17 protein-coding genes and 1 pseudogene are annotated in these 15,020 nt (G+C 36.2%); 13 read left to right on the top strand and 5 right to left on the bottom strand.

Annotated features, from left to right (window positions below; translation table 11 throughout):
- The 5 genes and pseudogenes from ACN0U3_RS11780 to ACN0U3_RS11760 form a co-directional block, all read left to right on the top strand.
- Positions 1-1,372, top strand: a pseudogene (locus tag ACN0U3_RS11780) (hypothetical protein); the annotation flags it as partial.
- Position 1,373: 1 nt separating this feature from the next.
- The gene (locus ACN0U3_RS11775; RefSeq protein WP_417266376.1) at positions 1,374-1,826 is read left to right on the top strand and encodes an Imm44 family immunity protein; all 453 of its coding nucleotides are present in this window, start codon (positions 1,374-1,376) and stop codon (positions 1,824-1,826) included.
- A gap of 290 nt (positions 1,827-2,116) precedes the next feature.
- A complete protein-coding gene (locus tag ACN0U3_RS11770) occupies positions 2,117-3,493 on the top strand; it encodes an RHS repeat domain-containing protein (protein WP_417266375.1) in 1,377 nt (458 codons plus the stop codon).
- A 14-nt stretch (positions 3,494-3,507) separates the two neighbouring features.
- Positions 3,508-3,864: a hypothetical protein gene (locus ACN0U3_RS11765; protein WP_417266374.1), complete on the top strand. Its 357-nt coding sequence runs from the start codon at positions 3,508-3,510 to the stop codon at positions 3,862-3,864.
- Between the two features lie 147 nt (positions 3,865-4,011).
- Positions 4,012-4,353 carry a hypothetical protein gene (locus ACN0U3_RS11760; RefSeq protein WP_417266373.1) on the top strand — a complete coding sequence of 114 codons (342 nt, stop codon included), beginning with the start codon at positions 4,012-4,014 and terminating at the stop codon, positions 4,351-4,353.
- Between the two features lie 41 nt (positions 4,354-4,394).
- Here the strand turns inward: ACN0U3_RS11760 and ACN0U3_RS11755 are convergent, their stop codons facing one another.
- A complete protein-coding gene (locus tag ACN0U3_RS11755) occupies positions 4,395-5,474 on the bottom strand; it encodes a M42 family metallopeptidase (protein WP_417266372.1) in 1,080 nt (359 codons plus the stop codon).
- A gap of 204 nt (positions 5,475-5,678) precedes the next feature.
- On the opposite strand from ACN0U3_RS11755, the gene ACN0U3_RS11750 reads away from it, so the two are divergent.
- The 4 genes from ACN0U3_RS11750 to ACN0U3_RS11735 are packed head-to-tail and all read left to right on the top strand — an operon-like array spanning position 5,679 to position 8,377.
- Positions 5,679-5,993, top strand: a complete 315-nt coding sequence (locus ACN0U3_RS11750) for a rhodanese-like domain-containing protein (protein ID WP_299207540.1) — start codon at positions 5,679-5,681, stop codon at positions 5,991-5,993.
- A complete protein-coding gene (locus ACN0U3_RS11745; protein WP_417266371.1) occupies positions 5,993-6,934 on the top strand; it encodes a DUF368 domain-containing protein in 942 nt (313 codons plus the stop codon). The genes ACN0U3_RS11750 and ACN0U3_RS11745 overlap by 1 nt, the downstream gene beginning before the upstream one ends.
- A gap of 2 nt (positions 6,935-6,936) precedes the next feature.
- Complete coding sequence (locus ACN0U3_RS11740) at positions 6,937-7,689, top strand: shikimate dehydrogenase family protein (RefSeq protein ID WP_417266370.1); 753 nt, start codon at positions 6,937-6,939, stop codon at positions 7,687-7,689.
- A 58-nt stretch (positions 7,690-7,747) separates the two neighbouring features.
- Positions 7,748-8,377 (top strand): helix-turn-helix domain-containing protein, encoded by a 630-nt coding sequence (locus ACN0U3_RS11735; RefSeq protein ID WP_417266369.1) that lies wholly within the window; start codon positions 7,748-7,750, stop codon positions 8,375-8,377.
- An 86-nt stretch (positions 8,378-8,463) separates the two neighbouring features.
- Here the strand turns inward: ACN0U3_RS11735 and ACN0U3_RS11730 are convergent, their stop codons facing one another.
- A complete protein-coding gene (locus ACN0U3_RS11730; protein WP_417266368.1) occupies positions 8,464-9,315 on the bottom strand; it encodes a mechanosensitive ion channel family protein in 852 nt (283 codons plus the stop codon).
- A 179-nt stretch (positions 9,316-9,494) separates the two neighbouring features.
- Between ACN0U3_RS11730 and ACN0U3_RS11725 the strand changes: the two genes are divergently transcribed.
- Complete coding sequence (locus tag ACN0U3_RS11725) at positions 9,495-10,154, top strand: YdcF family protein (RefSeq protein WP_417266367.1); 660 nt, start codon at positions 9,495-9,497, stop codon at positions 10,152-10,154.
- A gap of 173 nt (positions 10,155-10,327) precedes the next feature.
- Here the strand turns inward: ACN0U3_RS11725 and ACN0U3_RS11720 are convergent, their stop codons facing one another.
- Positions 10,328-10,963: an NUDIX hydrolase gene (locus ACN0U3_RS11720; protein ID WP_299207558.1), complete on the bottom strand. Its 636-nt coding sequence runs from the start codon at positions 10,961-10,963 to the stop codon at positions 10,328-10,330.
- A 9-nt stretch (positions 10,964-10,972) separates the two neighbouring features.
- Positions 10,973-11,608: a hypothetical protein gene (locus ACN0U3_RS11715; RefSeq protein WP_299207561.1), complete on the bottom strand. Its 636-nt coding sequence runs from the start codon at positions 11,606-11,608 to the stop codon at positions 10,973-10,975.
- A 95-nt stretch (positions 11,609-11,703) separates the two neighbouring features.
- On the opposite strand from ACN0U3_RS11715, the gene ACN0U3_RS11710 reads away from it, so the two are divergent.
- The gene (locus ACN0U3_RS11710; protein ID WP_417266366.1) at positions 11,704-12,219 is read left to right on the top strand and encodes a GreA/GreB family elongation factor; all 516 of its coding nucleotides are present in this window, start codon (positions 11,704-11,706) and stop codon (positions 12,217-12,219) included.
- On the opposite strand, the gene ACN0U3_RS11705 is transcribed toward ACN0U3_RS11710, so the two are convergent.
- The gene (locus ACN0U3_RS11705) at positions 12,194-12,784 is read right to left on the bottom strand and encodes a pseudouridine synthase (RefSeq protein ID WP_417266365.1); all 591 of its coding nucleotides are present in this window, start codon (positions 12,782-12,784) and stop codon (positions 12,194-12,196) included. The genes ACN0U3_RS11710 and ACN0U3_RS11705 overlap by 26 nt on opposite strands.
- Positions 12,785-12,900: 116 nt before the next feature.
- Between ACN0U3_RS11705 and ACN0U3_RS11700 the strand changes: the two genes are divergently transcribed.
- Both ACN0U3_RS11700 and ACN0U3_RS11695 read left to right on the top strand, forming a co-directional pair.
- Positions 12,901-13,674, top strand: a complete 774-nt coding sequence (locus ACN0U3_RS11700; protein ID WP_417266364.1) for an enoyl-CoA hydratase-related protein — start codon at positions 12,901-12,903, stop codon at positions 13,672-13,674.
- A 51-nt stretch (positions 13,675-13,725) separates the two neighbouring features.
- On the top strand, positions 13,726-14,880 hold the full coding sequence (locus tag ACN0U3_RS11695) for a 3-hydroxyacyl-CoA dehydrogenase NAD-binding domain-containing protein (protein WP_417266377.1): 1,155 nt from the start codon (positions 13,726-13,728) through the stop codon (positions 14,878-14,880).
- Positions 14,881-15,020 lie beyond the last annotated feature (140 nt).

The following is a 15,020-nucleotide window of genomic DNA, read 5'->3' as shown; positions in this document are numbered from 1 at the left end:
TGTAACAAAAAGTGGACATACAGTAAGTACATATTACTTTTTAGACGCCCAAGGAAACCAAATGGCGATGTATCAACATAAAAATGAAGAGGAAAATGGTATTTCAAATAATAATTTATATCTTTCTGAAAGAAATCTATACGGTTCAAGCAGAATAGGCCAAGAACAAATAGGTGAAATTATAGCAAGTAGCGATTTAAATTTAGTCAATATCAATACCGCAACACAAAATATCATTGGAGATAAATACTTTGAAATGAGTAATCATTTAGGGAACGTCCTTGAAGTGGTTTCAGATCGAAAACTTCCAGTAAATGATGGCAATGGAAATATCGATTACTTCCTTGCTGATGTGGTAAGTTATTCTGATTATTATCCATACGGAATGCAAATGCCAGGGAGGAATGGAAGTACTGGGGATTACCGTTATGGGTTTGGTTCTCACGAAAAGGATGACGAGGTGAAAGGAGAAGGAAATCATCTCTCGTTTGGTGATTATGGATATGACACTAGACTTGGAAGACGATGGAATATCGACCCTCTAATCAGTCAATTTCCAGAACAGTCTTCATATAGCACATTTTTTAATAGTCCAATTAGATATGCCGACCCTACAGGTTTAGCACCCGAAGATTGGGTTGAGAAAGATGGTGATGTGTTTTATGATAATAGAGTAACAAATCAAGAAGATGCTACAATTCTTTATGGTGAAGGGGCTACATATCGAGCGAATGGTTATTCATACACTTCATCAGATGGTTCTAATATAGAATTAGGAGATTATGGGTTCTATAAGCAAAACGGAATAGTAAAATCATCTCCTGATTTAGCAGAAAAATCATTAGCAAATACTAATCCTGAACAGGCAATGATAAATGCAGAAAGTCAAATATCTGATATAAGAGGTAATTACACGGCATCAGCAGCTGTTGTTGGTTTTATTGCAGCAGATGTTGCTATTCCTGAGCCTACGGATGCTGCTTTGCCTAAATGGGTAGGTTATGCAGTAGTAGGAGGAATAGCATCGTATTATGTATCTAAAATGGAACGGGAGATAGAGGGAATTAAACGCAGAGCTGGTGGCCCACAAGGTGCTCAATACTCATTACAGGCAACAAGTTCTGGTGCTTATCCTTGCTTTACTTGTGAAGATGGGAAAATGAATTTAAATGTAGGTCATGTTTGGAAATATGGAGAAACAATAAACCCATCAAGCAGATATACCTCAAGTCAATTAAGTAGTTGGGGAGTTAGTCAGGTTAACGAATTTTTTGGTAATCAGGTGCAAATAAAAGTAATGGAGAAAACCAAAATTTATAGCTACTTCTTACTAAACGGACATTTACCACCAGGTAATAAAATATTTAGATAAAATGAATTTTAAAATATCACAAGAAATAGATTTAGAAGCAAAAGAAAAAAGTTTAATCATTCTATTTTTATCTGATAAACTTAGTGAGTACTTAAACAAACGTGATTATGGACGAGGTGTTCAGAATTTCTTTATAGGTTGTATTTGTGTCAAACCAAGGGAAGGGTATGAAGAATGGTTTAAAATTCGCAAACCTAAGTACAAAGAATTAGTTAAAATTAAGTTGTTAGATAATAGCATCAAAGAGCTAAAAGGGGTTTTCTCCTATGATATTAATTTGAATTTTGATGTTTTTGTAAATAACACAGATATTGAAAACAAGAAGTTATTAGCATCGGAAATATTAAACTCATTGTCTAATCTTGATAATTTACCAAAAAGAGTTAAGGATTTTGATAAAGAGAAGTTTAAATCAGATTTAGAGTTTTTCTTTAAAGACCAAAATTTAATTTGACTAAAGAAATATAAATATCATTTTAAAAGTACCCCGGCTTCGCTGCAGTTGCACTGCTGCGCTTGCAATAATCATATCATCTATTATTTAAATCCAATTCGAAGGATGCTTTTCAAGCCCTGGTACTTTACTTTGAGAACCAAGATTTAGCGCAGCTTCTCCTAACCTTAACTCCCCACACATCCACCCAGTAACCCACAACAAAAAATCCCCAACTAGAAAACTAGTGCTTAGATTGTAAAATATTTGTATTTTTAGAAGATAATAGTTGAGTTTCAGTCAACCACGAGATGGGACTCGACCAAACACAATACGGTTCAAGCAGAATAGGCCAAGAACAAAGAGGTGAAATTATAGCAAGTAGCGATTTAAATTTAGTCAATATCAATACCGCAACACAAAATATCATTGGAAATAAATACTTCGAAATGAGTAATCATTTAGGGAACGTCCTTGAAGTGGTTTCAGATCGAAAACTTCCAGTAAATGATGGCAATGGAAATATCGATTACTTCCTTGCTGATGTGGTGAGTTATAGTGATTATTATCCTTATTGTATGCAAATGCCGGGGAGGAATGGAAGTACTGGGGATTACCGTTATGGCTTCCAAGGGCAAGAGAAGGATGACGAGGTGAAAGGGGAAGGAAACTCCATCAATTACAAGTATAGAATGCATGACCCACGTATTGGTAGGTTCTTTGCGGTTGACCCGTTGGCTGACAAGTTTCCTCATATGACTCCTTATCAATTTGCTGGTAACAAGCCTATTTGGTCACGTGAAATCGAGGGATTAGAAAGTGAGGTTGATGCCGAAGCCGTTGAATTAGAAATGGGTGAAGATTTCACCCTTGATGAATCACAAATGCCCGCAGATAAGGACTTCGATTATGAAGCTGGTGGAAACTTGTACCAAAAAGCTGTAAATGAATCTGGTCTTGACCCATTGCAGTTTAGTCAACTGTATGATATAACATTTAATAAGGGGGTTCCAAATGCCAGTTTAACAGAGAAAGGAAAAGAAATTCTGGGAAATAATAGTCAAAATGCAATCAACGGATTTGCGAATATTTCAAGAACTTTCAATAGATTAGCCATCAACGCATCTGCTGAAGAGGCTTATCAATTTAATGACCATATCATGTCTCAAAATATCAGTGCAACAGGAGACCTAAGAGGGTTCTATAACTCTTTAGTTCCATATATGAATCGCTCAAGAATGGCGCATGCAGGTAATTTAGGCCTTGCGGTAACGGCATTAGGTTCAGCACTTACTGGTAATCCTGTAATGGGTGGATATGGAGGATTTAACGTCTCACAAAGAACTTCGTTCAATTTTAGTAGGTTTAATTTCTCCAATAACATGAGGTCAATTGGTCCTTCACCAAACTTTATAGTAAGTCCAAATGGTACTGCGTTTCCTGTTCCTAATAATTCAATAGGTCCTTTTCCTGCACTCAATAATAGGGGGATTCAGTTTGTAAATGGAAATAGCGGATTTGGGTTAAGTTCCAGAGTTCATGGATTTAGATTTATGGACCCTATAACATCAGGAAAGTATTTATATCCTAATGGATACGGTAACTATTTTAACAGTAGTAATCAATCCATTCACCCCTATTCTGGTAATATGCTATCACGTTCAAGTGACTGGTGGCATATTCATTAATATAAAAACTAATTATGGAGGAAAATAAAATTTTAAATAAGCTAAAAAACCTTGAATTGAAGGCTGTGATTTTTATAATGGATTATATACAGTTGGAACTTGGTGAAGTTAAATTATCAGTATATACCCTACCTAATGTTTTGAAAAACGGAATTAGGACAATGCCTTCGAATGAGAGTTATCCTTATGAATTAAAGAGCCTAATAGGTGAAAAGATTAAAAATGTTAATCATCGCATACAAGATGAATCAATAGAGATTGAATTTACAAATAAAACAATCCTTTCAATCTCTTTAAAGGAAAGTGATAAGTCTTGTGCTGAAGTTATGATGATAAATTTTGATAACGGCAAAGACTGGGCTGTTTGGTAGTGCAAATGCACACTCCACACTATACCGAAACAAAACTGTTCCAATATTGGTCAGATTAATTTGAGAAAACTGAATTAAAATATTTAAAAGACTGTCAGAAAATGGGCAGTCTTTTTAACTTTGAGACCATTGTGAAAATAGCTTATTATGGAAGAATATATCTATGATGAAACAAAGTACATAAAACGTCAAGACCTTAATGACTTCATAGACCAAATGTCTAAATATGACTTTGCTCCAGAAGAAATTGAATCACAAAGTGAGTTCAATATCGTTTTTCAATATTTAATCAGTCTGATATTAAAAGCTCCAGATTTTCTCCAATCTTATGAATATGCTTTCAGAATGATTGGTCAATTGGAGCCAGATAAGAAGCTTTTAGAGCTTGAAAAGGATTTGGAGGCTAAATGGTTCGATGCATGTGAAAGAATCCCCAAGATGCCGCGCGAATTAGCGAAGCTTCTCGTGGCCTTGGGTTTCTATACATAAATCACCTTCAAGAATCATAATCTAATGATCTAATCAAAAATCTACGTGAAATACCTAAAATCTTGCTTATCCTTAATCTTCTTCACCGCAGCAAAAATCAAATTAATCGTAGCTTCTACATCTTCTCTGTGCGTCATCTCAACCGTGGTATGCATGTAACGAATAGGTAAAGAAATCAATGCTGAAGGAACACCTTCGTTACTGTAGGCAAAAGCATCAGTATCTGTTCCTGTGGCACGAGATGCAGCTTGACGTTGGAATGCAATTTTTTCTTCGTTCGCTGCGTCAATGATTAACTTCAATAAGTTGTTTTGTACAGCTGGACCATATGTTAAAACAGGACCTTTACCACCTTTGAAATCTCCATGTTCTTTCTTATCGATGAGCGGGGTTCCAGTGTCGTGACAAACATCAGTAACTATTGCAACATCTGGTTTGATTTTATGTGCAATCATTTGTGCCCCACGTAAACCAATTTCTTCTTGAACTGAATTTACAATGTATAATCCAAAAGGAAGTTTTGTTTTGGACTCTTTTATCATTCTTGCCACTTGTGCAATCATGAATCCACCAATGCGGTTGTCTAATGCTCTCCCGACATAACGGTTCTTGTTCAAAATCATGAATTCATCCTCGAAAGTGACAACACACCCTACATGAACGCCTAATTCTTCAACTTCTTCTTTGGTACTGCATCCACAGTCTAAAGTGATGTTTTTTAAACTCGGTTTTGGGTCTTTATCATGACGTGTATGAATTGCAGGCCATCCAAAAACAGCTTTTACCGTTCCTTTGTCCGTATGAATATTCACACGCTTTGAAGGAGCAATCATGTGATCAGAACCACCATTTCTTCGAACATAAATAAATCCATCATCTGTAATGTAGTGCACAAACCAAGCAATCTCATCTGCATGCGCTTCAATGACTACTTTGTATTCTGCCTCAGGATTAATCACTCCAACTACCGTCCCGTAATTGTCCACCATATAATCGTCAATGTATGGTTTGATGTATTCCAACCACATTTTTTGACCCGATGATTCAAAACCAGTGGGAGAGGCATTGTTTAAATATTTTTCTAAAAAGACTTTACTTTCTTTAGTGATCGCTTTACTCATTGTTTAATTTTTTATAAAGATAATTAATCAATTATGAATTACGAATTATTTGACAATTCGTAATTGAATGATTCGTAATTCGTAATTGAACGATTCCCAATTCGTAATTGAATGATTCGTAATTCGTAATTCTCCCATTCGTAATTGAATATTCGTAATTAGTTTTTTGTTAGATTTGTCAAGAAATTATTTTGATTGAGAACGATGAAAGATATAACAGTACAAGAACTAGCTTCAGCTTTAAAAGAGAATAAGTCATTTACCTTATTGGATGTGCGTGAAAACTATGAGTATAAGATAGGTCACCTTCAGTGTGTTCACATTCCAATGGATGAAATTCAAGCACGTGCAACAGAACTAGACTGTGAAAAAGAAACTTATGTAATGTGTAAAACAGGGAAACGTGCTGCAGCAGTTGCTAATTTCTTATGTACTAATTTTAATTTTACAAACATCGGAATTGTGATTGGTGGAGTAGAGGCATATGCCAATGAAATTGATCAATCAATCGAAGTATAATGGAAAAACAACCTCGATCGTTAACACAGTTGGCAGGGATTAGCCTACGTGGTATTGCAATGGGCGCTGCAGATGTTATTCCTGGAGTTTCTGGGGGGACAATTGCTTTTATTACCGGAATTTATGAAGAACTGATTGGAAGTATCAGTAACATCAATCTTGCTGCGTTTAAAAAATTGAAAAACGAAGGACTAGCTTCTTTTTGGAAACATGTTAACGGAAATTTCTTCCTTGCTTTGCTTTTTGGAATTGCTGTTAGCGTCTTGTCTTTAGCAAGAGTAGTAACTTACTTATTGGTTGAATATCCTGTTTTACTTTGGGCATTTTTCTTCGGATTAATAGTTGCCAGTGCGCAGTTGATTTTAAAAACCGTGACGAAGTGGGAGGTGAAAACCGTTATTGGCCTCATTTTAGGAACTGCCATTGCAGCCTATATCTCTACTGTCCATGTTACAGCTAGTGGAGGGGAGTCTTGGTATGTTGTACTGAGTGGAGCAATCGCTATTTGTGCCATGATCCTACCTGGAATCAGTGGCTCTTTTATCCTTGTTCTCTTGGGGTCTTATGCACTTATCATTGAAGGCTTAAAGAACTTAGATTTTACAATAATTGGCTTGTTTTGCTTGGGCTGTTTAATTGGAATCCTCTCGTTTAGTCGATTGTTAAAATACTTATTCGAAAACTTTAAAAACCTTGTTTTAGCTATTCTTTCTGGATTTTTAATTGGATCTTTATTAAAGATTTGGCCCTGGAAGAATGCAATGGGAGATGCTCCAATTGTTGTGCATTCTGACGGAAGAGAAGATTGGATGATGGGTAATGTTATGCCTGGTAACTTTGTGGGAGAACCTCAAGTTCTTTATGTGGTGCTATTGGCACTTTTCGGATATCTTTTGGTTTATATCATGGATAAATTCGGAAATAAATCAAAAACAGTTTAGAAATGAGTCAACAAGGCACACGCAAGTTTGGACTACTAGGAAAGACGCTTGGACATTCGTTTTCAAGAAGTCACTTTATGGAAAAGTTTGAAAAAGAGGAAATAGATGCGATTTTCGAAAATATAGAGCTTCCAGATGCGAATGCAGTGGAAGAATGGATGAAATCTGCACCATCCGAGTACACTGGCGTAAGTGTAACCATTCCTTACAAAGAAGTGGTGATTCCTTTTTTGGATGAATTGAGTCCAGAAGCAAAAGCAATTGGTGCTGTCAACTGTATTCATTTCAAAGATGGAAAGTCGATAGGACACAATACCGATGCTTATGGCTTTGGTCAGTCGATAAAACCTTTTCTGCGCAATATTCATGAACGCGCTTTGTTGTTAGGAACTGGTGGAGCATCAAAGGCAGTGGCTTATACTTTAAAGAACTTAGGAATTACAGTTGGACATATTTCAAGAACTCCAAATCCGGAGCAGATGATTTATGGATATGATCAAGCCAATGAGATTATGGTAAAATCTTTTCTGATGATTGTGAATTGTACGCCGCTCGGAACTTCTCCTAATTTTGAGGAGAAACCTAATTTTCCTATTGAGTTCGTCGGTGAAGATCATTTTGTAGTGGATTTAATATACAATCCATCAGAAACAAAATTCTTAAAATTGGCCCGTGAAAATGGAGCAGATACCCTAAACGGTTTGTCCATGCTTCATCAACAAGCGATAAAAGCTTGGGAAATATGGAATAGCTAGTTATATTTGAAAACAACCAATGTGTAGTATCACATCATTGACTAAAAACTTCTTTCCTGTGGACATTCTAAAATCATATATCAGAGAAGGTGAACATCAAACGCAAGATTTTAAATTTCGTGTGGATGACTCCAAAAAAATCGCTAGAACTTTGGCTGCATTTGCCAATACTGACGGTGGAAGATTATTGATTGGAGTAAAGGACAATGGAAAAGTGGTGGGAGTCAACCCAGAAGAAGAATTCCATGTGATTCAGGGGGCTGCTTCTTTGTATTGTAAACCTGAATTAACGGTGAAAACCCAGATCATGCAGGACGATCATAAGTTGGTGCTAGAGGTAACGGTGGATGAAGTAGAGAATAAACCCATTAAAGCGCTTGACGATGAAGGTATTTGGAAAACCTATGTTCGTAGAGAAGATCATACTTTATTGGCCAGTAAAATTTTGATTGGAGTTTGGAAGATGCAAAAAAATAAAATAGCTACTCCTCAAACTTTTGATGAAAATGAACAATTGGTTTTGCAAACCATCAAAGAAGCGGGGCAAATTACCTTAAGTAAATTGTACCGTGTTACTCAACTCAAGAAAAGATATATTGACAAATTGATGGTTTTATTCGTTAGTTGGGAAGTTGTAAATATGAGCATCACACCTTCGGGAACGTTCTTTTCTATTGTAAAAGATTAAGAAGGTAACTTTTATTTTTCTGAGGAAGACGTTTAAAAAAAAAAGAGCCGTTTTCACGACTCTTTTCTATTATTATATATTTCTTATTAGTTTGCAGCTGGTGCTTTTAACCTTCCGTCTACATGTACATCCATTTGTGGGAAAGGAATAGATAATCCTTCAACACCACCACCAAATTTCTTATATACTTGCTCGTTTACATAGAAGTGAATATCCCAGTAATCTTCTTTTTTACACCAAACACGTACTGTTAAGTTCACTGAAGAATCACCTAATGAACCAAGTTTTACGAAAGGCTCAGGATCTTGAAATACTTTATCGTGGCTTTTCACAATTTCCAATACAGTATCTCTGGCCAATTTAAAGTCTTCACCATATCCGAATCCAAAGGTGAAATCAACACGACGTGTTGGCTGCATGCTGTAGTTGGTGATGTTTCCAGTGTACAATGGCCCGTTAGGTACAATAATCGTTTTATTGTCAGGAGTGGTCATTACGGTATGAAATATCTGAATCTCTTTTACAGTTCCTGCTTCACCTTGACATTCTATATAGTCACCAACTTTAAAAGGTTTAAAGATTAAGATCATTACTCCTCCAGCTAAATTGCTCAATGTTCCTGAGAATGCCATACCAATAGCTAAACCAGCGGCACCCAGTATAGCAATGAAAGAGGTCATTTCAATTCCTAACTGAGAAAAAACTGTGATAACAGTCAATACTTTAATCAGACCGCTGACTAATCCTTTCATAAAAGTGATTAATCCTTTGTCTGAGTCTCTTTTCTCAAGGATTTTAACTACCATTTTGCTGAAGAACTTTGCCAGTCGCATACCGATGATGAAAATCACCACTGCAATTAGTAAGCTCAGTCCCAAGTCTAACAAGGTCGCTAAAATTTCGTCTTGTGAAAATCCTAAATATTTTTCTGTATCCATAATTTAAGTTTTGATTAATTAATTTAATTTAGGTCACAAATATAAGGTTTATATTGTGTTCGCATAATAATCACAGCGTTAGGATGTTAATTTTATCTAAAGTCATATACTTTTTTATCACCCCATTAACTTGGTTGATACTGACAATTTTCTTCTGGGCCTTTGCAAAAAAGAAGAAAGTGAAGCAATTTGCTAAGGTGAGTTCTATTGTCATCGTTTTGTTTTTTTCGAATACTTTTATTTATAAAGAAGCTTTGCATTTGTGGGAAATTCCTGCGGTTAATAAAAGTGAAGTAGAACACCATGATGTTGGAATTGTACTTGGTGGTATGTTTGAATATGACAATAGTGTTGACCGCTTGAGCATCAGGAGGGGAGGTGACCGAATTTGGCAAGCTATCGACCTGTATAAATCCAAAAAAATCAGTAAAATATGTATCGTTGGTAAACATGGTGATGTAACTGATAAAGGTTTGGATGAAGCCAATCAGTTAAAACTTCAATTGCTTGAGTGGGGAATTCCACCGCTTGATATTATTGTTGAAACTGATTCTAGAAACACGAATGAAAACGCCCAGTATACTGCCGCTTTGTTTAAACAGTCTTACCCTCATTTTGATTCTTTTTTGTTGATTACTTCAGCACGACATATGAAACGCGCAAAAGCTTCTTTTGATCGTTACGGTATGCAAGTAACTCCTTTTTCTACGGATCAATATACCGGAAATGAGCGTTTTTATCATTGGAATGAATTTCTTATTCCTGACTCAGATACTTTTACGGGTTGGTTTGGATTGATCAAAGAATGGGTGGGATATGTAGGGTATTGGTTTTACTAATGATTAATTGTCAATGGTTAATTGTTAGCGTAATAATGATTTAGTCTTATATTTTAATATGAATGAATTGATTAGAGCATATTTTCCTTTGGGAGGGGGCTTGTATTAGACATTCACCATCAACGCTATTCAAGGAAGGTCGCCGTTAACAATTAACATTTTGTTATTAACCGTTATTGGCTGTTTCCAACAAACAAATGCTTAAACTCATGCAATATCAATGCTGTTGCTCCCCAAACAATTTTATTGTTGATGTCGAAATAAGGAATATTGTCTAATGTTCCTCTTCCAGCAAGTTCAATACTTGTTTTTTTTATGATATTCTCTTCAAAAAGTTGACGCAAGGGAAAGGAAAAAATCTCTGCCACTTCACGGTTATTTCTAATAAAAATAGGGGGCTCTGTATAGTGAAAAACAAAAGGTTGTATACTGAAATTGCTTACAGGAATAAAAACAGGAGTTAATTCACCTAACAACTCAAAACCTTCATACTTTAGCCCTATCTCTTCTACACATTCACGAATAGCTGTTTGCTTGAGACTCTGATCGAAGTCTTCCATTTTCCCACCGGGCAAGCAAACTTCTCCACTGTGCAGCCCACGATAGGGTGAACGTTCTGTTAAAACTCCTTTTAATTCCTTATGCTTTTCATAAAGAACTAATGCTACAGCGCTTTCTCTATAATTTTTGGCGTGTTTAATTGCCTCAGAAGAACGTCCTCTACCACCGGGAGACATAGGAATATGCGCTTCTTCTCCGGGTAATTGGCGCGTCAGTTGTTTCCTTATTTCTTCAATTGTGATGTTCATTGCTGTTGACTAATTGACTTTAAAACTCTTGAATATTTCCAATACATCTCCATGTAAGAATACAGCATTGTCTGCACTCATTATACATTGTAAAATGTAATAGGTATCTCCAACAGCTATAACACCATATTGATATAAAAGTTCTTTTGAATAGGGGTCTGAATGTCCTTTTACACTTCCCAATAGAATTTTTTTGTTTTCTGAAGTGGTCATACTAGAGTATATAGACTCACTGGCTTCTATGGTGTTTTGTTTTCGGATGGCTATAACGTAATCCCTCAAGATACTTAAATCATCCTGTTTTTTGATGCTTGAGTCTTCAAAGAATTCTGCATAAAATGGTATCGTTGATTGATCTATAGGATCGGCAGAAAAATAAACTTCATTGTCGTAGCAATAATAATTATTGGTGTTTTTTATACTGATGTCTATATAGTGATTGATTTCGAAACACTCGGGAAGAGTAATGTAAACGCCACCATTGGCATTGTCTGTGATGAATCTTTCGATACCAAATGCATCAGGAAAGTACTTCATTGTTCCTTGGTAGTCAACTTTCTCTTCGTTTTCATCGTCCATTTGACACTGAAGAAAAAATAAGGGAATCAATAATAAGAGGAAAGGATATGGTAGAGTGTATTTCACTTGTTTTTGCATAAAAATACAAAAATTCACTTCATTTTAATAGGAAGATCTTTTTTGATTTTAAATTCACTATATTAGGTTAAAACAATAGGATAATGAGTAGAGGATTTGTAAGAGAGGGAGATCAAGAAGAAGCACCGGTAATTCCACCAAGAGCGGCTTTGCCTGAACATACACCTAATTATGTTACACCTCAAGGATTTAAAGCGTTGAAAGCTGAAAAGCTGAAGCTATTGGAAGAATTGTCTGACTTTAAAAGTAAAGATGAACGTGAACAAAGAAGAAAAGCTGCTGAGATCGATGGGAAGCTCAATCTTTTGAATGAACGTATTAACTCGGCACGTGTCCTTGATGCAACAAATCAAACAATGGATGAGGTGCGCTTCGGGGCAACGGTAACCTATAAAATTGAAAGCGCTAAATCTCCTGTGACTCTAAAAATTGTAGGTGTAGATGAAGCAAATGTTCGTGAAAAGAAAATTGCATTTGTCGCTCCCATTGCGAAAGCAATGATTGGAAAGAAAGTGGGAGAAATTGCTCATCTTGCCCTTGGAGAGGAAGAGAGAAAAATAGAAATTCTTCAAATTACTTACGATTCCAACCCGGAATAACGTCGTTAGGGTCAATTTCTACCACATCACCAGGCTGCATATCGCCTAAATTGAATTCGCCAATGGCATAGCGCACTAATCTTAAGGTTGGGAATCCAACTGCTGCGGTCATTTTACGAACTTGCCTGTTTTTTCCTTCTCTCAAAGTTAATGCAATCCAACTGGTTGGAATTTCTTTTCGATAACGAATGGGAACACTGCGCTCTGGAAGTTGAGGTGCATCAATTTTTACACATTCCGCTGGAGCAACACGGTGCTTTTTACCATTGTGCTTGATGAAAATCGTTCCTGCTGATAATTCTTTACATGCCTCTGGAGTTATGTCATCATCTACTTGAACATAATAGGTTTTTGCAGATTTGTTTTTCGGATCTAAAACTTTGTTTTTGAAATCATTGTCGTTGGTCAGTAAAAGAAGTCCTTCACTGGTTTTGTCTAATCGTCCAATGGGATAGACATCAATTGGAAATTTATGCAAATCTCCCAGAACACTTGCGTTTTCGTCTCCTGTAAACTGTGAAAGCATGTTGTACGGTTTGAAGATAGCATAATAACGTTTTCTCATGACCCATTGATATTTTAAGAATATTCCTCAAAAATGGAGAGAATTAATTGAAAAATCAACGATGAAGTGCGCTTAGTGGTGGATTCTTTTATATTTTTAGCAAAAAAGAAATAAAAATGGTTCTACAATTCACAAAAGAAAATGGCGTTGCAACCTTAAAGTTTAACCGCCCAGATAAATACAATAGTTTTAATCAAGAATTAGCATTTGCAGTGCAGAAAGCGCTAGACGATTGTAAAAATGATGACACTGTTCGTGTAATCGTTTTAACAGGAGAAGGGAAGGCCTTTTGTGCAGGTCAAGATTTAGCCGAAGCAACCGATCCGAATGGACCACCATTAAAAAACATTGTTGGTGAGCATTACAATCCAATCGTAATGCGTTTGCGTGAAATTGAAAAACCAATCATTGCCGCAGTTAATGGTGTTGCAGCTGGTGCAGGAGCAAACTTAGCTTTGGCTTGTGATATTGTTGTGGCGAAAAAATCAGCCACTTTTATTCAAGCTTTTGCAGCTATTGGATTGATTCCAGATTCTGGAGGAACATTCTTTTTACCCCGTTTAGTTGGTGCTCAAAAAGCTTTGGCTTTAATGATGACAGGAGACAAAGTTCCAGCTCAAGAAGCAGAAGCAATGAACATGATTTATAAAGCTGTTGATGACGAAGAATTTGATGCTTTTATTGATGGAATGGCTGCGAAAATGGCTAAAATGCCAACGAGAGGTTATGGCTTAACGAAAAAAGCGGTGAATGAATCCTTCAACAACAGTTTGGAAGAACAGTTAGCCGTAGAAGAAAAATTGCAAGCATTAGCTGGTTCAACAGATGATTTTAAAGAAGGTACGCAAGCCTTTTTAGAAAAACGTAAACCTGTTTTTAAAGGGAAGTAAGGCCTTGAAATAAAAATACTAAACGAGATAAAGTAAAAATAAATGAGTAAAATTAAAATAGGTGTACTAGGCGCTGGGACAATGGGAGCTGGAATAGCACAAGTTGCCGCACAATCTGGACATAGATTAGTTCTCGTAGATGTCAATGAAAGTGCTTTAACAAAAGCGAAGGCAAGTTTACAGAAAATTATCGAACGCTTAATCGAAAAAAGCAAGTGGACGGAAGACTTTGGAAATGAAGTGTTTGGTAGAATCCGTTTTTCTACACAAATGAATGATTTTGAAGGCTCGGGATTGATTATTGAGGCAATTGTAGAGAATATTGAAATAAAACACGCGGTGTTTAAACAGTTAGAGTCTATTGTTGACGAAAATTGTATTCTGGCTTCAAATACTTCTTCGCTTTCTATCGCCGCAATTGGATCAGTATTGAACAACCCAAGCCGCGTAATCGGCATTCACTTTTTTAATCCTGCTCCTTTAATGCCTTTGGTTGAAATAATTCCTGCAGTGCAAACAAGTGAAGTGGTAACTGAAAATGCAAGAGCTATTATTGATGCTTGGAATAAAGTAACTGTATTGGCTAAAGATACTCCTGGTTTTATTGTAAATAGAGTTGCTCGTCCATTTTATGGTGAGGCTTTGAGGATTTACGAAGAAGGTGTCGCGGATTTTGCAACTATCGATTGGGCCATGACAGCATTAGGAGGATTCAGAATGGGACCATTCACTTTGATGGATTACATTGGAAATGACATCAATTATACAGTGACTGAAACGGTATTTAAGGCGTTTTATTATGATCCAAGATACAAGCCCTCGTTTACGCAAAAACGTCATGCAGAAGCAGGTTACTTAGGAAGAAAGTCGGGGAGAGGTTACTTCGATTACAGTGAAAATGCGGTGACACCAGAACCTGTTAAAGATGAGGTTCTAGGAAAGGAAATATTAAATAGAATTTTGGTAATGCTTATTAACGAAGCAGCAGATGCTTTGTTTTTAAATGTTGCCACAAAAGAAGATATCGATTTAGCCATGACCAAGGGTGTAAACTATCCAAAAGGATTGTTGAAATGGGCTGACGAAATTGGAATCAAAAATGTGCTAGAGCAATTAGAAACATTATTTGAAGAGTATGGTGAAGACCGTTACCGTCCAAGTCCAATGCTAAAAAGAATGGTGAGAGAAGGGAAGAATTTCTTTTAGGGAATACCGACTAGAAAAAAGCTCTCTAAGTGTAAAAAAAAGTAGACATTAAATGTTAGACATTTGATTTTTGTCTAATGTGGAACATTTAATGTCTAGTATCTACTATCTGATAAGCTTTTAGAAGCTAAAGCGAGTTG

Origin of the sequence: Brumimicrobium sp. (assembly GCF_048268645.1) — a bacterium.
GTDB classification, from domain to species: Bacteria; Bacteroidota; Bacteroidia; order Flavobacteriales_D; family Crocinitomicaceae; genus Brumimicrobium; species Brumimicrobium ulvae.
Note: the sequence above shows the minus strand (reverse complement) of the source record. Positions and strands in the feature narration are given on the sequence as shown.